This is a genomic window from Dryocola boscaweniae, from assembly GCF_025215095.1.
Taxonomy (GTDB): Bacteria; Pseudomonadota; Gammaproteobacteria; order Enterobacterales; family Enterobacteriaceae; genus Dryocola; species Dryocola boscaweniae.
The window spans coordinates 291798-311252 of the sequence record NZ_JALHAP010000082.1 but is presented as its reverse complement, the minus strand read 5'-3'; the positions used below and the strand labels follow the sequence as shown (position 1 = coordinate 311252).

General features: G+C 51.8%; 20 protein-coding genes. 7 read left to right on the top strand and 13 right to left on the bottom strand.

The window, feature by feature from the left end; genetic code table 11:
• Positions 1–18 precede the first annotated feature (18 nt).
• The gene (locus tag MUA00_RS18850) at positions 19–1311 is read right to left on the bottom strand and encodes a glycoside hydrolase family 10 protein (RefSeq protein WP_271124524.1); all 1293 of its coding nucleotides are present in this window, start codon (positions 1309–1311) and stop codon (positions 19–21) included.
• A 311-nt stretch (positions 1312–1622) separates the two neighbouring features.
• A complete protein-coding gene (locus MUA00_RS18845; RefSeq protein ID WP_271124523.1) occupies positions 1623–2375 on the bottom strand; it encodes a glucose 1-dehydrogenase in 753 nt (250 codons plus the stop codon).
• A 139-nt stretch (positions 2376–2514) separates the two neighbouring features.
• Here MUA00_RS18845 and MUA00_RS18840 point away from each other — a divergent pair, with 139 nt between their 5' ends.
• The 4 genes from MUA00_RS18840 (at position 2515) to pmrB (ending at position 7088) form a co-directional block, all read left to right on the top strand.
• Positions 2515–3471, top strand: coding sequence for a LysR family transcriptional regulator (locus tag MUA00_RS18840; RefSeq protein ID WP_271124522.1), 957 nt, complete (start codon positions 2515–2517; stop codon positions 3469–3471).
• Between the two features lie 218 nt (positions 3472–3689).
• Positions 3690–5330 (top strand): phosphoethanolamine transferase EptA, encoded by a 1641-nt coding sequence (eptA, locus tag MUA00_RS18835; RefSeq protein ID WP_271124521.1) that lies wholly within the window; start codon positions 3690–3692, stop codon positions 5328–5330.
• Positions 5331–5999: a two-component system response regulator PmrA gene (gene pmrA, locus MUA00_RS18830; RefSeq protein ID WP_271124520.1), complete on the top strand. Its 669-nt coding sequence runs from the start codon at positions 5331–5333 to the stop codon at positions 5997–5999.
• Positions 6000–6005: 6 nt separating this feature from the next.
• Positions 6006–7088, top strand: a complete 1083-nt coding sequence (gene pmrB / locus MUA00_RS18825; protein WP_271124519.1) for a two-component system sensor histidine kinase PmrB — start codon at positions 6006–6008, stop codon at positions 7086–7088.
• A gap of 319 nt (positions 7089–7407) precedes the next feature.
• Here pmrB and MUA00_RS18820 read toward each other — a convergent pair whose 3' ends face one another.
• The 3 genes from MUA00_RS18820 to MUA00_RS18810 form a co-directional block, all read right to left on the bottom strand.
• Positions 7408–7698 carry a VF530 family protein gene (locus MUA00_RS18820; RefSeq protein ID WP_271124518.1) on the bottom strand — a complete coding sequence of 97 codons (291 nt, stop codon included), beginning with the start codon at positions 7696–7698 and terminating at the stop codon, positions 7408–7410.
• A gap of 99 nt (positions 7699–7797) precedes the next feature.
• Complete coding sequence (locus MUA00_RS18815) at positions 7798–8262, bottom strand: GNAT family N-acetyltransferase (RefSeq protein WP_271124517.1); 465 nt, start codon at positions 8260–8262, stop codon at positions 7798–7800.
• 18 nt (positions 8263–8280) lie between these two features.
• On the bottom strand, positions 8281–8784 hold the full coding sequence (locus MUA00_RS18810; protein ID WP_271124516.1) for a GNAT family N-acetyltransferase: 504 nt from the start codon (positions 8782–8784) through the stop codon (positions 8281–8283).
• 139 nt (positions 8785–8923) lie between these two features.
• Between MUA00_RS18810 and acuR the strand changes: the two genes are divergently transcribed.
• Genes acuR through dsbG form a run of 3 tightly spaced genes read left to right on the top strand, consistent with a single transcriptional unit; the run spans position 8924 to position 11356 of the window.
• Positions 8924–9565 carry an acrylate utilization transcriptional regulator AcuR gene (acuR, locus tag MUA00_RS18805; protein WP_271124515.1) on the top strand — a complete coding sequence of 214 codons (642 nt, stop codon included), beginning with the start codon at positions 8924–8926 and terminating at the stop codon, positions 9563–9565.
• 32 nt (positions 9566–9597) lie between these two features.
• Positions 9598–10572 carry an MDR family oxidoreductase gene (locus MUA00_RS18800; RefSeq protein WP_271124514.1) on the top strand — a complete coding sequence of 325 codons (975 nt, stop codon included), beginning with the start codon at positions 9598–9600 and terminating at the stop codon, positions 10570–10572.
• Between the two features lie 16 nt (positions 10573–10588).
• Positions 10589–11356: a thiol:disulfide interchange protein DsbG gene (gene dsbG, locus MUA00_RS18795; RefSeq protein WP_271124513.1), complete on the top strand. Its 768-nt coding sequence runs from the start codon at positions 10589–10591 to the stop codon at positions 11354–11356.
• A gap of 23 nt (positions 11357–11379) precedes the next feature.
• Here dsbG and MUA00_RS18790 read toward each other — a convergent pair whose 3' ends face one another.
• The 8 genes from MUA00_RS18790 to sad all read right to left on the bottom strand — a co-directional run bounded on the left by MUA00_RS18790 (position 11380) and on the right by sad (position 19401).
• Entirely contained in the window at positions 11380–12315 is a 936-nt protein-coding gene (locus tag MUA00_RS18790) for a zinc-dependent alcohol dehydrogenase family protein (RefSeq protein ID WP_271124512.1), read from the bottom strand.
• Between the two features lie 49 nt (positions 12316–12364).
• Positions 12365–13816 (bottom strand): tagaturonate reductase, encoded by a 1452-nt coding sequence (locus tag MUA00_RS18785; protein ID WP_271124511.1) that lies wholly within the window; start codon positions 13814–13816, stop codon positions 12365–12367.
• A gap of 183 nt (positions 13817–13999) precedes the next feature.
• Entirely contained in the window at positions 14000–14395 is a 396-nt protein-coding gene (locus tag MUA00_RS18780) for a YidB family protein (RefSeq protein WP_271124510.1), read from the bottom strand.
• A 39-nt stretch (positions 14396–14434) separates the two neighbouring features.
• Positions 14435–14890 carry a peptidoglycan-binding protein LysM gene (lysM, locus tag MUA00_RS18775; RefSeq protein WP_271124509.1) on the bottom strand — a complete coding sequence of 152 codons (456 nt, stop codon included), beginning with the start codon at positions 14888–14890 and terminating at the stop codon, positions 14435–14437.
• 116 nt (positions 14891–15006) lie between these two features.
• Entirely contained in the window at positions 15007–15531 is a 525-nt protein-coding gene (locus MUA00_RS18770; RefSeq protein ID WP_271124508.1) for a GNAT family N-acetyltransferase, read from the bottom strand.
• Positions 15532–15666: 135 nt separating this feature from the next.
• Complete coding sequence (locus MUA00_RS18765) at positions 15667–16173, bottom strand: DUF1003 domain-containing protein (RefSeq protein ID WP_271124507.1); 507 nt, start codon at positions 16171–16173, stop codon at positions 15667–15669.
• 105 nt (positions 16174–16278) lie between these two features.
• The gene (locus MUA00_RS18760) at positions 16279–17898 is read right to left on the bottom strand and encodes a methyl-accepting chemotaxis protein (protein ID WP_271124506.1); all 1620 of its coding nucleotides are present in this window, start codon (positions 17896–17898) and stop codon (positions 16279–16281) included.
• 111 nt (positions 17899–18009) lie between these two features.
• Positions 18010–19401, bottom strand: coding sequence for a succinate-semialdehyde dehydrogenase (gene sad, locus MUA00_RS18755; RefSeq protein ID WP_271124505.1), 1392 nt, complete (start codon positions 19399–19401; stop codon positions 18010–18012).
• Positions 19402–19455 lie beyond the last annotated feature (54 nt).

Below are 19455 nucleotides of genomic sequence, written 5' to 3'. Positions count from 1 at the left end.
AAATTCTGCGTACTTTGTTTAGTTTCCCCACCGGCTTTTAAGGTAGCTGACTGCTTCCCGGGTTTGCGGTTGATTAAGGTAGTCTTCTCTGAACAGAATCGTGCCTTTAATTTGCGGCACGGACTCGTTCAAATCCAACTGTTTTTTTAGCTCCGGTACACCGCCGTTTATCATCCAGTCCGGCTCATTCTTTGACGGCATTCCCACTTTGTACAACGCCAGGCCGATATAAAGGCGCGTGTTTGTTGGCTTCACCACGTCCGCCCACCATTTTGCGAGTACGTCATAACGGGCCGCATCGCGCGAGAAGGGCCAGTATAGCTGCGGCGCAATATAATCCAGCAGACCCTGTTGTACCCAACGACGGGTATCGGCATAAGATTCATCATATGCCGCAGCGCCTCGCGTATCTGAACCAGCCGCATCGTGTGAACGATTACGCCATACGCCAGCCGGGCTGACGCCAAATTCAACGCCAGGTTTCAACTGTTTGATCGTACGCGAAACCTGCTCAATTAATTGCTGAGTATTGTGCCTTCGCCAGTCCGCTTTCGAGTTAAATCCCTGGCCGTAGGTTTTGAACGTCTGGCCGTCATTAATGACGGAGCCGGGTGATTCGGCATAGAAATAGTCATCAAACTGCACGCCGTCAACGGGATAACGCGTAACGACTTCGGCCACGATACTGGTTATCCAGTCACGGACATCAGGAATGCCCGGGTCGAGCACGAAACGCTCGCCGGCGGTGCGTATCCAGTCGTGATGCAGCACGAACACGCTGGGCGGTTGTTGGGATAGGGTACGGTTAAGTTCGGCAACCGTTGCAGGTTTGGTGTTAACGGATACGCGATAGGGGTTAAACCAGGCATGAACTTTTATGCCACGTTTGTGTGCTTCATCAAGCATAAACCGCAGCGGATCGTAGCCCGGATCCTCGCCGATATGTCCGGTCAGCATATCCGACCATGGCAAAATTTTGGACGGCCACATCGCGGTGCCATCAGGCTTAACCTGAAAGAACACGGTATTGATGCCGAGACTTTTTAAATTATCTAACTTGTCTTTCAGCGCTTCTTTTTGCTGGCTGATGCGGCTGGCAGCGCTACCGCCGTTAACGGATGCTATTGGCGGCCAGTCAAGGCGGGAAACCGTCGTCAGCCAGACGCCGCGTAGCTGTTCCTGATTCTGCGCAGCTTTACCCGGAACTGGCTTAACGCCATGAGGAAGCGGAGTGATAAGCGATGTCGGCGGCGCAGAGGCGCAACTGGCAAGAAGAAGCGCAGCGGCAAAAAGAACGCCTGATTTTTTCACTTTGGCGATGCGCGAAAAGCGATGAGAACAGATGATGATAGACTCCGTTTTTCTGACAGACGTTCTGGGAGAAACATTCTCGTATGATAAGGACAAAAAGAGAAGGGCATTATAAAACCGGGTAAGCATTAAGAATGGCGTGGAAAAAGAAGAGATTGCTACTGGATTGGATGGCATTGAGCTGTAAGGGATGGACAGGATGCTTACGGCGCCCTTAATCGTATTTAACATAATATACATTATGCGCACTAAGATTGTATTGGCTGAATGTTAATGCCTGCCGTTGGAGTTCGCCTGGAAAAGAAAAACACCTAAACCGTGATCCCTCCATCAACGCTGAGAGTCGTGCCGGTGATAAATCCCGCCCCTGGTGAACACAGGTAAAGTACCGCCCCTGCAATCTCTTCGGGACGCCCGGTGCGTTTCATCGGTTGCAGGCCGTTAAGAAAATCACGACCGCTTTCTTCTGCCCGTAACTCCTCGTTCATAGGCGTGTCGATTACGCCCGGACACACCGCATTGATTCGGACTCCCTGCGAAGCAAACTCCACTGCTGCTGATTTGGTCAGTCCGATAACGGCAAACTTGCTTGCGTTGTATATTGCCGACCCAGGAAAGGCCCGGAGTCCCAGGAACGAGGCGGTATTGACGATGCCACCGCCGCCACTTTTCAGTATCGCAGGGATTTGATGTTTCATACAAAGCGCAGTACCACGCACATTGACGGTCAGAATGCGGTCAATGGCGTCAGATGAGGTTTCAGTAATGGGTGCTGGCGGGAGGAAAATACCTGCGTTGTTGAATGCGAAATGTAAGCCGCCAAACACCTCAACGGTTCGCGCGACTGAGAAAGCAACCGCTTCTTCGACCGAAAGATCGGCCTGTACAAAGAGGCCTTTGCCGCCTGCCTGCTCGATGAGTGCGACAGTTTCTTTGCCCTCAGTTTCCCGACGGCCGACAACGGCAACGTTAGCCCCTTCCCGGGCAAAGGCAAGAGCAGTTGCCCGGCCAATACCTGAAGTACCGCCGGTAACCAGTACAACTTTATCGGTGAAAGTTTTCATAGTGTTTTCCTTATTATTTCTGAAGGTTGTCTTACCTGGTGCGGGTTGTACGAGCGGCGTCAATACGTAACGAGTATCCGAAGACTGATGGACCGACTATAAGATGCTTTATTGTTTAAAATAAGCCATGCTATATCGCATGTACTACTGGCTCATATTCATCAATAGGAAAACCAACATGCGCACCAATGAGCTAGGTGAACTGATCGCCTTTGTCGCCGTTGCCGAAGAGCGGAGTTTCCGACGAGCCGCCGCGCGACTTAACCTGACTTCCTCGACTCTCAGCCATTCTTTGAGATCGCTGGAAGAACGGCTCGGCGTCAGACTGCTTAATCGCACCACCCGCACCGTCTCGCCTACCGCAGCCGGAATGGCATTACTGGATAAAATTGCCCCTGCCTTTTCGACTATTTCGGAAGCGGTCGAAGACGTGAACACCTTTCGCCAGCATCCCAGGGGCAAACTGCGGATCAACTCTCCACGCATTGCGTATCAGATGGTCTTTGCGCCCATTTTTCAGCGGTTCTGGCGTGATTTCCCCGATATAACGCTGGAAATCTCACTCAATGATAGCTTTGTGGATATTGTCAAAGAGGGCTTTGATGCCGGTATTCGTCTGCGTTCTGATATTCCGCAGGATATGAACGCGGTGCGGGTCACGCAGGATCTCACCGCCGCTGTGTATGGTTCGCCCGATTATTTTCGCCGTTTCCCTCTGCCGCAGACGCCGCAAGACCTGCAGCAACATTTGTGTATTGGCAGGCGTGAAATCTCCAGCGGTAATCTGTATCGATGGGAATTTGCCAAAGACGGTAAGCATGTCGCGATACCGGTACGCGGCCCGCTGGTGCTTGATACGGTCGACATGATGATCGACGTCTCGCTACAAGGGATCGGGCTAGTTTATGCCGCTGACAGCGAAGAGAATCGGCAGCATGTTGCTGCTGGCCGGTTGGTGCGAGTCCTTGCTGACTGGTCGCCGACCGTACCGGGTTTCTACCTTTATTTCCCTGGTCACCGACAAATGTCAGCGGCATTTAAAGCATTGATTGCAGCGATTCGCGTTGATACTGAATATGAGTTGAACAACAGATAACGAGGTTCAATGGGTCAGCGCTTCCCTTCCCCACCTGTGGCCAGCTAGCTCCACAAGGCGTTTTGGCTTCATTTTTAGCCCAATCAGAACTCTTTACCCTGTTTCACCCTAACTGTAATCCTTTGATATAAATTACGTTTCCCTACCTTAAGCCTCTTAAGGTTTTCCTAATCTTCGTCTGGCACCCTGATCCCATTATTTCTTATAGGGATTTTTGTATGTCATTTTTACCCCTGAAAAGACCAGCGCTTAGCCGGCCTGCTTTTCTTTTACTGTTTTCTTTTTATATTGCCGTTTTCTTAAACTTTGCTTTTTATCGTCAGGTTTTGGCGGTGATGCCGCTGACGACGCCACACAGCGTCTTTGTTTTTCTCTCGATGCCCGTTGTGGCATTTAGCGTAATTAACATTGTCGTGACGCTGCTGTCCTTTGTCTGGCTGGATCGAGTGGCGATTGCACTTTTTATCCTGGTGTCCGCTGCGGCACAATTTTTCATTCTCAACTACGGCATCGTTCTGGACCGTTCGATGATCGTCAATATGCTCAATACCACGGCTTCAGAAACGTTGGCTCTGATGACGCCGCAGCTTTTGTTCAGCCTGCTGGTTTTCGGTATGTTGATGATCGCGCTGGTCTTCTTGATACGTATAAAAACAGGCAATTACACAGGAAAAAGCATTATTTACCGGGCGGCGAGCGTGCTGGTTTCAGCCGCCCTGATATGCCTGGTAGCGCTGCTTTTCTATAAAGATTACGCTTCGTTATTTCGTAATAACAAAGAGCTGGTGAAAGCGCTAAACCCCTCCAATAGCATTGCTGCGAGCTGGTCTTATTACTCCCATCACCGGCTTGCTAACCAGCCATTGGTTCGTATCGGCGAGGATGCCCGACAAAACCCGCAAATGCTCAGCGGCGCTAAAAAGAATCTTACTATTTTGATTGTCGGTGAAACTTCACGTGCGGATGACTTTTCACTTTCAGGCTACTCCCGGGTAACCAACCCGTTGCTGGCAAAGGACGATGTCGTCTGGTTCCCGAATACGGTTTCCTGTGGAACATCCACTGCGGTGTCAGTACCCTGCATGTTCTCTAATATGCACCGTTCACATTATGACGACGTGCTTGCCAGCCATCAGGAAGGACTGCTGGATATTCTGCAGCGGGCTGGTATTAGCGTGCTGTGGAATGAAAATGACGGCGGCTGTAAAGGCGCCTGCGATCGCGTTCCGCATCAGGATATGACCAGCCTGAATCTGCCAGGCATGTGCATTAAGGGTGAATGCTATGACGATGTCCTTTTCCACGGGATTGAAGATTACATCAAGCAGTTGAAAGGCAACGGAGTTATCGTATTGCACACCATCGGCAGCCATGGCCCGACCTATTACAACCGTTACCCGCCTCAGTTCAGAAAATTCGTGCCGACCTGTGACACAAACCAGATACAGACCTGCACCAACGAACAACTGGTTAATACCTATGACAACACGATCTTATACGTCGATTATATTGTTGATAAAGCGATTGGCATATTGAAGGCCCAGCAGGATAATTTCACTACCAGTCTGGTTTATCTTTCAGACCACGGTGAATCGCTGGGGGAAAACGGTGTTTATCTGCATGGTATGCCCTATGCCATCGCGCCAATGGAACAGAAGAAAGTGCCTATGTTGCTCTGGCTGTCGGCCGACTATCAGAAACGCTATTCTGTCGACGCAACTTGCCTCAGGAAGATGACCGCATCACAAAATTATTCCCAGGATAATCTGTTTTCAACTATGTTGGGCATTACGGGGACGGAAACCCGGGAGTATGTGCCATCCGATGATATTTTGACGGCATGCCGGAGCAAAAGTTAGATGAAAATATTAGTGGTTGAAGATGACATCCTGTTACAGCAAGGTCTGCTTCTGGCGCTGGAAGGTGAAGGCTATGTCTGCGACGGAGTGACGACCATCCATGAGGCGGAAGCAAGTATGGCCTCGAGCCTCTATAGCCTGCTTATTCTGGATTTGGGTCTGCCTGATGAAGACGGTCTGCATTTTCTCCTGCGCCAGCGACGGCAGAAAAAAATGCAGCCGGTGCTTATCCTCACCGCCAGGGATAGCGTTAACGATCGTATCGCAGGGCTTGATGCGGGCGCAGACGACTATTTAATTAAACCCTTTGCGCTGGATGAATTACTGGCTCGCATACGGGCGCTTATTCGTCGGCACGTCAACCAGGGCGACAGCAAAATTATCTTTGGCGATCTGGTGCTTGATATGACCCATCGTCAGATCTTCCATGAAGAAGAGCCGTTGAATTTAACGCCCAAGGAATATTCCATCCTTTCGCGTCTGCTGCTGAAGGCCGGTAATCCGGTGCACCGTGAGATTCTTTATAATGATATTTATAATTGGGAGACCGAGCCTTCAACAAATACGCTGGAGGTTCATATCCATAATCTGCGGGATAAAATTGGCAAATCGTCAATTCGCACCATTCGGGGATTTGGTTACGCCCTGATCAAATCAGGCGAGCATTAATCAGCCATGAACAGACTATTTTCCCTGCGGCGTAACGGCAGCACGTTACGTTTTCGCCTTATGCTGACCGTCGGCCTGATCCTGTTTGTTTGCCAGGTGATCAGCGTTATATGGCTATGGCATGAGAGCAAAGAGCAAATACAACTGCTGGTAGATGCATCGCTAAAGAATCTGAATAATCATAAGCATATAGAAAAGGAGATCCACGAAGCCGTGGCCAGTCTGGCTGTTCCAAGCCTGGTGATGATCTCGCTTGCGCTGGTGCTCTGCTTTCAGGCGGTTAAATGGATAACCAAGCCTTTATACGAGCTGCAAAATCAACTTGAAAACCGTACCGGGGACGACCTTGAATCTATTAACTGTCACAGTTCCGTACGGGAAATTGATGCTGTCACCATGGCGATTAACCAACTGGTTTCCCGTTTAACATCCAGCCTGGAGCGTGAACGCCTGTTTACCGCTGACGTCGCTCATGAGCTGCGTACCCCGCTTGCCGGGCTCCGACTGCATTTAGAACTGATTGAAAGAAATAACGGCATTAACGTTCAGCCGCTGCTGCAAAGGCTGGATCAAATGACCAACAGCGTTTCGCAACTGCTGCAACTGGCGCGCGTCGGGCACTCTTTTACCGCAGGCAATTATCAGAATGTCTCGTTAATACAGGATGTAATTTTACCCATAGAGTTCGAACTAAAAACGCTGCTGTCACAGCGCCAGCAACGGCTTAAGCTTGAACTTTCTGAAGATGTGATTATACGCGGGGACGCAACGCTGATGAAGTTGCTGCTGCGCAATCTGGTGGAAAATGCGCATCGTTACAGCCCGGAAAACTCAACGATCGGCGTACGGCTTGATAACGCTGCCAGCCCTGTACTGGCCGTTGAAGATGAAGGTCCCGGCATTGATGAAAGTAAAAGCGGTGAACTTACCAGAGCCTTTGTCCGAATGGATCGCCGCTATGGCGGTATTGGATTGGGGCTAAGCATAGTGACTCGTATAGCCCAACTGCACAAAAGCCAGTTTTTCCTTGAAAACCGTCGCCCGGAAACCGGCTGTCGCGCATGGGTAAGATTCAACATTTCTGAGTAAATCTGCGTAGCAGAAGAAAAATCTTTATGCCGTAAACCATATTTGCAAAAAACGCAGGATCACAATTGCACAGAAAACAACCGTAACGCACTGGTTGACCGCCCTTTCTTTTATTAGCTTCATAATAAACTCCTCTGGATTTCAGAAGAGTTTTCCATAATAAAATTAAGGAAACCTTAAGCTGCGAAGAATGACAGATGCTTTTATTGTGCATTGCCGCAGGCAACGGCAAATCGCCCTGTAAAAGCATCAACCGCATCATCCATCGAGCCAGTTGCTCAACGGATAGACTTGAAGATGGAACGGCCTGAGTGGCAAATCAGTCTTCTTTTTTCGGCTGCCAGTTGGCCCAGGGGTTGTCGGCTGGCGGCGCGTCTTTAGGCGCGGTCTTTTCAGACAGAGAATCAATATAAAGCTCTTCTACTTCCTTGCGCGCCCAGGGCGTTCGGCGCAGAAATTTCAGACTGGATTTAATGCTCGGATCGCTTTTAAAACAGTTGATGTTGATACGCTTCGCCAGCTCTGCCCACCCGTATTTATCCACCAGCGCGGTCAGCAATGCTTCAAGGGTAATTCCGTGTAGCGGATCTTTTGAGGAATGCGTGGTCATGTTTTTTCCTGCGACTCTTAAGAAATTGCGCACACCTTACTGGCTCTAAAAGCCTTGTGCAATATTGCCAATAGCCCGGCACGGGAAACATTGTACGTTTTACGGGATCGTTTTGATCATATTGAAGCCGGTGATCTGAAATCCGCTTTTTTCATATAACGCCTTAGCCGCCGGATTGTTCACGGCGACCCTTAAACCTATTTCGCTAACCTGTTGTTCAACGATACGGGCTTCCATTTTAGCAAGCGATACGCGGCCAAAACCGCGTCCACGCCATGCCGGAAGCAGGCAAAAATCACAGACCCAGCAAGCATCTGTGTTCCTGACCAGCCAGAAATAGCCAATGACGGTATTCTCATCATCCTCGGGCAAAATGCACCACAGACTATTAGCGGCAGTATTTACTCCTTCCGTCAGGGAAACGTCAATGGCATGGGTTGCAATGTCCGTGGCTTTCTGTACGGAATATCCTCGCGAGTGTTGTAAATCCAAAGCGTATTCCGCAATAAATAATGCGCGATAAGAAGGGAACTCAGCGTCCGTCATTTCTCTTAAAATTACCATCTTGTTCATCCTTTATATTTAATTGTTTCGCTTTATGTCACTGGCAAGCGGCAATACGCAAACCATCTCCATACAGCGCAGGCTGGTTCCAGCCAAAGAAGACGGATACAGCGCCTCCTGTATCAGGGTAAACCCGTTTCTTTCATAAAACTCGCAGGCGTTCGGCGTTGAGGAAAGGGTTAGCTGGGTGAATCCTCTTTTTACCGCCTCTTCTTTTATCGCCTGCAAAATCCTGCTTGCCATTCCCTGCCCCAAAAATGCCGGCAGCGTAAAAACGGCCTCTACCGAACCGCAGGCGAGATCCAGAAAACCCGTCGCCGCCGGGCTGTTACTAATCGGATCGTCCACCACGAAAAACGGGTTATTCACGATGACTCGGGGAAAAGTTTCGGGCATTAGCTCAGGCGTCCATGCGGCGATGACGTCTGCATCATAGCTTTCGCGACAGCCGTGCCTTATCGCCCGGTTGCGGATATTCCACAGCGCCTGCGCCTCGTGCGGTAAAGCCAGTCTGACTTTCATGTTCTCTCCGGGAAAGACTCTCAGCCTTCTTAAACTGAGCGAAATCAACTTATTCTGCAACTCACTCCGCGCATTCTTGATTCGTTAGCCAAACAGGCCTAGGCTAATGACAATTTAAAAACGATCGGTCTAAATTCTGATGACAAGCGCTGAAGCGATAAAAACCCGTCGGGGTCGGCCCCCAAGAAGCGAAAGAGAATTTACGGATACCCGTGAAGCCCTGATTCGCGCAGGCGTAGTGATGGTCACAGAAAACGGTTTTCTCTCCACGGGCATTGATAGCGTCGTTAAAACCGTCGGCGTGCCGAAAGGCTCCTTCTATCATTACTTCACCAACAAGGAAGCCTTTGGTCTGGCCGTGCTTGCAGCCTATAAGCGCTACTTTGCGCAAAAGCTCGATAAACACCTGCTGAATACCGCGCTGCCGCCGCTTGCCCGCATTGACGATTTTGTCCTTTCCGCAGGCCTTGGCATGGCTCGCTTTAACTTCACGCGAGGCTGCCTGGTCGGCAATCTGTTACAGGAATCGCCCTTGTTGCCGGACACCTTCGCCGACGTGCTCAAAGCTACTCTTTTTGACTGGCAAACGCGTATCGTTCGTTGCCTGCAGGAAGCCATCGACAAGGATGAGATAAAGGACATGCGCCCTGCTTGTGAACTGGCGATAACATTCTGGACAGGCTGGGAAGGCGCGGTTATGCGCGCAAAACTCTTCCGCAGCACGGAGCCGCTCGATGATTTCTGGGCGTTTTTCAAACGCGCCCTGCAACCGAATATTTGATAACGAGTTTTCTGATTTAACGAGGATAAATAATGAAAGCGTTAGTTCTTGAAGAAATTGAAGGCAAAACCCGCGCAAGCGTGAAGCAAACCGAGCTTCCTGCGGCAAGCCCTGAAGACGTGCTGGTGGACATCGACTGGTCCGGGTTGAACTACAAAGATGCCCTGGCAATTACCGGTAAAGGCAAAATCATCCGCAGCTTCCCGATGGTGCCGGGGATTGATTTTGCAGGCGTGGTGAATCGCAGCGGCGATGCGCGCTTCAGCGCAGGTCAGCAGGTTGTTTTGACTGGCTGGGGCGTGGGTGAAAATCACTGGGGCGGTCTGGCGGAACAGGCTCAGGTAAAAAGTGACTGGCTGGTGCCGCTTCCTGCCGGTTTAACGGCTCGTAAGGCGATGATCGTCGGCACCGCCGGTCTGACTGCCATGCTGTGCGTCATGGCCCTTGAAGAAGCCGGCGTGACGCCAGCGTCGGGAGAAGTCGTGGTAACAGGCGCAAGCGGCGGCGTGGGCAGCACGGCGGTAACCCTGCTCCATGCGCTTGGCTACCAGGTCGCTGCGGTAACGGGCCGTGAAAGCACGCATGATTATCTGCGTAAACTCGGTGCAAGCCGCATCGTTCCCCGCAGCGATTTTGCGCAAACACGTCCGCTGGAAAAACAGATCTGGGCAGGCGCTATAGACACGGTTGGCGGTACGGTGCTGGCAAAACTCCTGGCGCAAACAAATTATTCCGGCTGCGTGGCGGCCTGTGGCCTGGCTGGCGGTTTCGACCTGCCGACTACCGTCATGCCGTTTATTTTGCGTAACGTTCGCCTGCAGGGCGTGGATTCCGTTAATGCGCCTTTTGCCCGGCGCATGGCCGCGTGGGAACGTCTGGCGAAGGCGCTGCCGGAAAGCTTCTATGAGGATGCAGCAACGGAAATTTCTCTCGAAGAGGCGCCAAAAGTCGCTGAAGCGTTTCTGAATAATACGATCCAGGGACGCACGCTGGTCAAAATCCGTTAACGAATTAAGGACGATAATGAAAAAAGCATCAAACTGGATTTTGTCTTTTGCCCTTATCGCCAGCACATCCGTGCTGGCGGCGGAACCCAAACTCCCGGCGCCAATTGAGGCTCTGCAAAAGCAGGGTTTTGAGCTTAAAGGTGAATTTAAAGCGCCCGGCAATCTTCAGGGCTACGCCATGCAGTACCAGGGGCAAGGCACCACCGTTTACCTGACGCCTGACAAACAGCACGCCATTATGGGCAATTTAGTCGATGCGGCCGGTAAAAACCTTAGCGATGAGCAGGTCGAAAAGTGGGTTTATGCGCCGATGGCCAAAGAGATGTGGCAGAAGCTGGAGAAAAACCGCTGGATAGCGGCCGGCAAAGCTGACGCGCCGCATATCGTTTATGCCTTTGCCGACCCCTACTGCCCTTATTGCACGCAGTTCTGGCAAAAAGCCCAGCCCTGGCTGAAATCAGGAAAAGTACAGCTTCGCGTGCTGATGGTTGGTATGTTGCGCCCGGATAGCGCGCAAAAAGCAGCGGCGATCATGATGGCTAAAGACCCGGCAAAAACGCTCGCGGATTATGAAAATAGTCAGGGGAAAATGGAGCTTGCAGTTCCGGCGGCTATCACACCGCAAATTACCGAAGCGCTGAAAAGCAATCTGGCGCTGATGGACGAGCTGGGCGGTAGCGCCACCCCGTCAATTTATTACCTCAATAAAGAGGGGCGTCTCCAGCAACATCAGGGCCTGCCAGACGATGAAGCTTTGCAGGCGATCATGGGAGATAAGCCTTAAACCAAAGTAGCGCTCTTAGGGCGCTACATCACCAGCATCGGTTTGCTGCGCCGCCCGGGTACGGCAAACTCGTCTAAAGCCTCGCGCCAGTTTTCGAGCGGGAACAGCCGTACTTCCGGCAGCCTGCTGGCCGCGAGCATATCCCACAACTCAATAAACCACTGCTGCCAGACCTCTGCCGCAGTGACGGCGAGCGTATCGCGTAAATGAAAACGCTGCGGATGAACGCCTGCCCCCGTCATCTGATAAAGCTCGCCGCTGAGCAGGCCGTATGAAATAAAGTCCGTGCCCGGCCGCATATGCTGCAACAGAGTCGTTGCCAGCGCGCCGCCAACCGCGTCAAAGACAATTTCCGCCTGCTGAGCGGCATGCCGCAGCCCGCTTTTATCATTAATGCTGACAGGAAAAATCCCGTCCTCTTCGGGGACCAAAGTTTGGCTTTCCGAACGATAAACGCCGAGCACCGCCCGCGCTCCCTGACTCTTCGCCCACTGCGCCAGCAACCTCGCGCAGGATGAAGTCGCGGCGGTAAGCAGCACCGTTTTGCCCCGCACCGGCCATTTACTTAGCATCACGTAAGCCGCCAGCGGATTGATATAACCGCGTGCGGCAAGAACATCCGGTATTGAATCGGGGACCGGGACCGCCCATTGCGGATCGCACTCCAGCCAGCGCTGCCATGTTCCTTCACCCCGTAAAGGTAAAACTCGCAGGCCAGTCAACGCCGGGTTATCCGCTTCGACCACCACGCCGACGCCTTCATAACCAGCAACGCGCGGAGGAACGACGCGATGTCGATAAGCCCCCGTAACGGGAATAAGATCGGAAGGATTAATGGGGGAATAACGCATTTGCACGCGAAGTTTGCCGGCGGCGCGCGCCGTTAAAGGAGCATGTTCGAGGGTAAGAACCTTTTCGGGCTGGCCGAATTCGCGGAACCAGAGTGCAGAATTGTCCATGCATTAAGTGCCTGTAAAACGAAATAACAGGCACTATAGCATGTAAAAATTAGCAGTAACGAGCCAGTGCGGCGCGCATCCCCAGGCTTTGAATCAACTGTAGATTTTCCGTGACCAGCTCAACCAGTCCCGGCACCTGCGTTAAGTCCTGCTCCCAGTGGGCGCTGTCGCTTAGCACGGTATGAACCAGCTTGCGCATAGCTATTTGCTGGTCGCGCAGGTTTGACCATAGCTGCTGATAACGCGTCAGCCAGTGCTCGTCATCCTGCAGCGGATAGCTTTCGCCATTGCGTTCGCCCTGATAAAACGCCATCAGCGCGGCAAGAGCAAAAGTCAGACGCGGCGGCAATTTGCCGGTCGCCTCAAGCCCCGCCAAAAGCTGCGGCAGGATACGCGTGCGGTATTTAGTCATGCCGTTTAGCGCAATGGACAATAGCTGATGCTGAATATACGGATTCTGGAAGCGGCTGGTCACGGCCTGGGCAAACGACAGCAGTTCATCACGAGGAAGATCCAGCACCGGAATTATCTCTTCGGCGATGGTCTTCTCCACAAAGCGGCAAACTTCGGCATCGTTCATGGCTTCGCCAACGGTGTTCAGACCCGCAAGCCAGGCAACCGGAACCAGAGCCGTGTGGGCGCCGTTGAGGATGGCCACTTTGCGGGCTTTATAAGGCTTGATGTCATCGACGATTAGCACGTTGAGAGGATAACAGTCCAGGCGTAACTCTTTAGCAAGCGAGGCCGGTCCCTGAATCACAAACAGATAGAAATGCTCTGCGGTATCAAGGAAAGCATCTTTGTAGCCAAGCCTGGCCTCGAGCGCTGCGGCTTCGTCGCGCGGATAACCGGTAACAATGCGGTCCACAAGCGTTGAGCAGAAGGTGTTCGCTTCGTGCAACCATTTGGTGAAGGTTGTTGGCAGCGCCCATTCCTGCGCATAGCGCAGCACCAGTTCCAGCAAGGCTTCGCCGTTGTAATCGATCAGTTCGCAAGGAATCATTACCCAGCCTTTATCAGCGGCGCCGTCGAAGTGGCTGAAACGCTCGAACAGCAAGCGGGTCAGTTTCGCCGGATAGCTTACCGCTGGGGTATCTTCGTACTTATCGCCCGCGTGATAGCTGATACCCGCTTCGGTGGTATTCGAAAATACGAAGCGAATATCCGGGTTACACGCAAGTTTCAGAAACTCGTCATAGTCCTGATAAACGTTGATTTCGCGGTTTACCGAGCGGATGAGACGCGCGTCGCTGACGGCCTCGCCCTGCTCGTTCAGGCCCCGGATAATCGTGGTGTAAAGGCCATCCTGAGTAGATAACGACGGCGGGAATGCGCTGTCGATTGGACGCACGATCTCAATACCCGCATTAAGATCCGTATGTTCATTGAGCAAATCTATCTGCCAGTCGATAAAGGCACGTAAAAAGTTGCCTTCTCCAAACTGGATAATACGAGAGGGATATTGAGCGCCGGGAAAATCATGACGATTTAGCGTATTCACTGTTTTGTTCCTTCGTTAGCATCAGAGGTGACGTATCAATCAGGTCCCGTCAACACTATCAGAAGGAAAAAAGGTGAAACCCCGTTTTGATCAAGGAAAGTTGTTATACCAATTCAAATGATGCCGGGGAGTTGTATAACAATTCGTTCTCCCGACGCCTTAATCGGGAGAACGTATGGCGCACTAGCTGAAGAGCTTGCCTTTTAAGATATCCAGACCTTTTGACACAAGATCGTCGCTACCCGGCGCGTCACCTTTTGAAGAGATCAGATCGATAATTTGCGGCAGAGACTGAGCAAGCAGCGAAGTGGTGAGTGCCGGAGTAAGACCGATGCTTCCTGCCAGCGACTTTACCGTATCCAGTCCAAAGACCTGTTGGATCTGGCCGTCCTGAACCTCCTCATTCGGCTCATTGCTCAACCAGGATGAAATAACAGACCCCAGGCCCGCCTGGTTAAATTTTTCAATAAGCGCGCTAACGCCGCCCTGTTGCTCAATCCACGCCAGAATAAGTTTTATATATTCTGGTTTAAGATAGTTTTTACCGATAGCGCCGATTACAGCATCAAACATGCTCATAAATAATCCTTTTCGCGAGGTAATAAGAAAAATAAAAAATTAATTCTCGGGAATAATCAGCACCTGGCCCGGATAAATTTTATCTGGATGCGATAGCATAGGTTTGTTGGCTTCGAAGATTTTCATATAGCCGTTTGCATTACCATAAACCTTAGCTGCAATTCCGCTCAGGCTATCGCCCGGCTGCACGGTATAAAAATTAGCTTTTTCAGCACTTTCAGTAGCTTCAGTCGCAGGTGTAAGCTTATCGATAACGGCGGTTACGCCAGAAATATTACCGACGGCAACGAGGATTTTATCTTTCTGCTCAGCCGTGATGTTTTCACCCGAAACCGTGGCTTCGCCTTTTTCCGATATTTGAACGCTCACGCCTTCCGCGCCTTCAATACCCAAATCGGTAATATGTTTTTCTACCGCCTGCTCACGCTTTTCTTTATCAGAAAACGAATCAAAGATTTTTGCGCCAGCATTTTTAATTAAACCAAATAAATCCATTTCAATCCTCCCTGGGAATAATAAAATTTAAAGCGGTGCATTGTATCTGCACCACTTACTTTTACCAATGGCGGGGATTTATTTTGGGATTTTTCAACAAACCGCAGTCGGTTTAATTACAGATGTTTGAAATAAAAAGTCGTTGCGCAAAATGCGCCATCGGGCATCAGCGCATATTTAGGGAGCTCGCCCGCCCGCTGCCAGCCGAGATGACGGTAGAACATTTCCGCATCGCTTCCGGTTGCGGTATCCAGAACCAGAACTGTTTTCCCGGCGTTTTGAGCGACAATTTCGAGTTGCTGCATCAAGCGTTGCGCAATGCCGCGGCGACGGGCGCGGGGATGGACAAGCAGTTTCGCCACGTCAGCCCGATGAGGCTGATTCTCCGGCTGGTCGGTAATTAACTGTACGGTGCCGACAATCTGCTGATGCTCATCTTCCGCGACCAAAACCACGCGCTCGCTGTTAGCCACGCTCCGGGCTACGTTTTGCCAGAACTTTGTTGCCTTTTCGACGGATAAAGGATGCATAAAGCTTACCGACGCACCGTCCGCTACACAGCCGATTAGCACTTCGTTAAGTTCAGGAATACGGGTTTCAAATTCAGATAAAGGCAACGCACGAATGAGGAGATCGGTCATCTTAAAACGTCCAGAGCACAAGAGTGCTCTGTAATCTGGCTGAACCGATGTAAGGCGTCAACAACGAAGCCAGAGGAAATGCTTATAGCTATACGGCTTCAGAAACTGAAGAGGATGCGGCGGTAAGGTCAGAAATCATGCGCTGCTGCTCTTCGGGCGCTGCATCTTCCTTAACTCCTCAAGCAATTCATTAACGGTGTTTTTTAATTCAGCGAGGTCTTTGTCTTTCATCGCGTCGATTTTTTCATTCAGCGCATAGAGTTCAAGATCGGTTTTAACGTTGACGTTAGATTCCATTTCAGCGCGGCGGCTGTCATTAATATTCTGCCGTTTCTGGCTCATCATAATGGCGGGCGCCGTATAGGCCGCCTGGAATGACAGGAACAGATTTAAAAGAACGAACGGATAGGGATCGAATCCGGATTTCCGACTGAGCAGGTTGTAAGCAGTCCAGACGATAATAATGGCGGTCTGCGCCAGGATAAATGTCCAGGTGGCAATGCCGCCCGTTATCACATCCGCCATTTTTTGCCCAAAGGTCGTTTCCGGCTCACAATCCGCCGGGTCTGCCAGCAACTCTTCATGTTCTTTCTTGCTTTGCCTGCGTAATGCGTTGAGTTGACGACGTGATTCAATGTCCATGATGGTGCATTCACAGCAATGATAGGGTGAATAAAGCCTGGTATAAAAACAGCAAAACCAGTAGGAACACGGCCCTGCTGCGCGGTTAATAACCTCAATAAAGTTTTACAAGGTGTAACTTTGTTCGGCCGGCAAATGAAAACGTGCCACCGCGCTTTCAAGGCGAGAGGATTCGTCGCGCAGCAGCCTTGAGGAGCGGGACGTTTCGCGGATTAACTGATTGGTCTGATTCGCCACCTGATTAAGCGTGGCGATGCGTTTCGTCACGTGATGAACGCTCTCGCCCTGGTTAAGGGTGGCCGCAGAAATCTCGCTTAACAGGCCGCTGAGTTTATTCACCACGTCGATGACTTTCTGCAAATTAGCCTCAAGCACCGTAACCGCATCCGAGCCTTGTTCAATGCCCTGCATAGAATTACCGATCAGCGCCTGAATATTACGCGTGGACTGGCTGCTTTTTTGCCCCAGCAGCCCGACCTCTTTTGCCACCACCGCGAATCCGCGCCCGTGATTGCCCGCATGGGCTGCTTCAATGGCCGCGTTGAGCGCCAGAATATTGGTCTGAAAAGCCACGCCGTCAATCATCGCGACAATGCCGCGCATCTCAGAGGATTGCGCAACGATGTCCTGCATCGAAAGATTTACCGTTTGCATCATCTGGTCGCCGCCGGCGGCAATTTCGCGGGCTTCGTCGGCGCGAAGATTAGCCAGTTCGGCATAATCACTGTTCTCTTTTACGCGAGAACCCAGCTCGGTGATGTGGCTGGTCACGCCCTGGAGTTCCTGCTCCTGCTGCGCCGACTGGCTGAAAAGTTTCTGGTTCCCTTCCGCCAGTTGATTGATGTTTTGCGCCATCGTGGCGGCGGCATCGCGCACTTCCTGCACCAGATGCCTTAACCCCTGCTGCATCGCCACCACGCTGCCCCTCAGTTGATTGACTTCGCGGTTCACATGAGTTTGCGCAGGCGGCAAGCAAGACAGATCCCCTGCGGCAAGAATATCAATATGAGCAATCACGCCTTTGAGCGGTTTAATTACCCAGCGCGTCACGGCCAGCCAGACGCCGACCGCCACCAGCGCTAGCACGCCCAGCGCCGCGATAAACATATTCTGAGCCTGGCTGAGGCTATTGAGCAGCGAGCCGCTGGCGTCGAGAGTCCGCCGTTCGTTTTCATTCTGGAAGCTGGCATAGCGATCGTTAAAGTCGCTTTGAAACGCCTGAATGGGCACGGCAAAAAACGCATCAATAGAGCTGCTTTGCGCAAGGCCATCCGCCTGCTCTTTTAGCCCGTCAAAAAACAGCTTATAGCTGCTGACCAGCGCTTCGCTGTGCTGCTGCTCTTGCTGGCTGTTGGTACTGCGCAACTGTTGATAGCGGTCGAAATCGGCAAGAGAAGTTTTGAGCGCCGCCTGAGACTCATCCATCAGGCTGTTCCAGCTCCCGACTGAACCCGTCTCTTTATCCTGCAAAAAATAGATGCCAGCGCGATTCAACAGATCGCTTGCCATCAGCAACGAGCTGCGTGCTTTATCCATAAATACCTGCTGTTCATGCCGCCGATCGCTCGCGAGCACATCACGTTGGGTATCGCGCAAAATGGTGGAAAGCAGAAGGGTCGACATGATCTGTAAAACGCAGAACAGCGTTATCACGCAGATAAAGCCGCTCAATAGTCCAAAGGATCGGGATGCCTTCCATGACGTTAAAATTTGACTTAGGTTCATGATTTTCTTCAGTAACACAACGAATGGGCCGAGTGTAGCTGGCGAAAATGACAGAACTATTTCAGTTTTATGAACGCCTGAATCAATAGCTTTGCCGCCTGGAAAAGCGTGCTAGCGACGATCTTTCCACACGGTCTGCACGTTACAAAACTCATGCAGGCCAAAGTGTGAAAGCTCGCGTCCGAAGCCGCTTTTCTTCACGCCCCCAAAGGCGACGCGCGGATCGCTTGCGCTGTAGCCGTTAATAAATACGCCGCCGCATTCCAGACGGGACGCCATTTCAGCGGCAAGTGCGTTATCCGCAGTAAAGACAGTGGCAGACAGGCCAAAGTCGCTGTCGTTTGCCAGTTCAAGCGCGTGTTCCGCATCGCGCGCCACGGTAATCGCCGCGACCGGGCCGAACAGCTCCTGGCGGAACGCCGTCATCTCACGAGTCACATTGCCCAGCACGGTTGGGGCGTAATAGTTGCCTTCTCCGGCCAGCTTTTCGCCGCCGAGCAGTAACAAAGCACCCTCATCAAGTGACGCTGTCACTTGTTCATGAAGCTCATCCCGCAAATCGTAACGCGCCATTGGCCCCATTTGCGTCGTCTCCAGAGTCGGGTCCCCCGCTTTCAGTTGCCGCGTGGCCGTAAGGAACTTGTCGGTAAAAGCTGCGGCGATCCCTTCCTCAACGATAAACCGTTTTGCCGCCGCGCAAACCTGTCCGGTATTCTGGAAACGCCCTGCCACCGCTGCTTTGACGGCTTCATCAAGGTCTGCATCGTTAAGCACGATAAAAGGATCGGAACCGCCAAGCTCAAGCACGCATTTTTTTAGTGCCGCTCCGGCCTGCGCGCCAATAGCGGCGCCTGCCCGTCCGCTGCCGGTAACGGTGACAGCGGCGATACGTGAATCTTTTATCGCCCGGCTCACGCCCGCAGGCGTTACGTTTATCACCTCGAAAAGGCCCGCAGGAAAACCCGCTTTGATAAACAGCGTTTTGATAAACAATGCGCAACCCATCACGTTCGGAGCATGTTTAAGCACGTAGCCGTTGCCGGCAAGCAGCACAGGAACCGCACCGCGCAGCACCTGCCACAAAGGAAAGTTCCACGGCATTACCGCAAGAATCGGTCCAAGCGGTCGGTATTCAATTACCGCCTTATTCTCTTCGACCTGCGTGCTTTCTGTCGCCAGCATCGCCGGGCCGTGCTCAGCGTACCAGTCGCACAGAGCGGCCGATTTAGTCACTTCCGCCCGCGCCTGGACAACAGGTTTACCCATTTCCGCAGTAATAAGCTGTGCCATCGCTTCGGCGTTATCACGCAACGCTGCGGCCAAATCCCTGAGCTTTTTCGCTCTGTGCGTAACGGGCGTCTGCCGCCAGGACAGGAAAGCATCGTGGTTTCGAGCCAGCGCCACATCCAGTTGCGCGTCAGATTCATAGGGATATGCGGCGAGCCGCTGGCCGGTCGCCGGATTAAGTGAAATAGCGTGAGTTTGCGCAGTAACAGGTTGCATGGTATCGCCTCGTTGGCTGAATTTCCGCTTACCTTACCCTTGAGACGAAGTGAT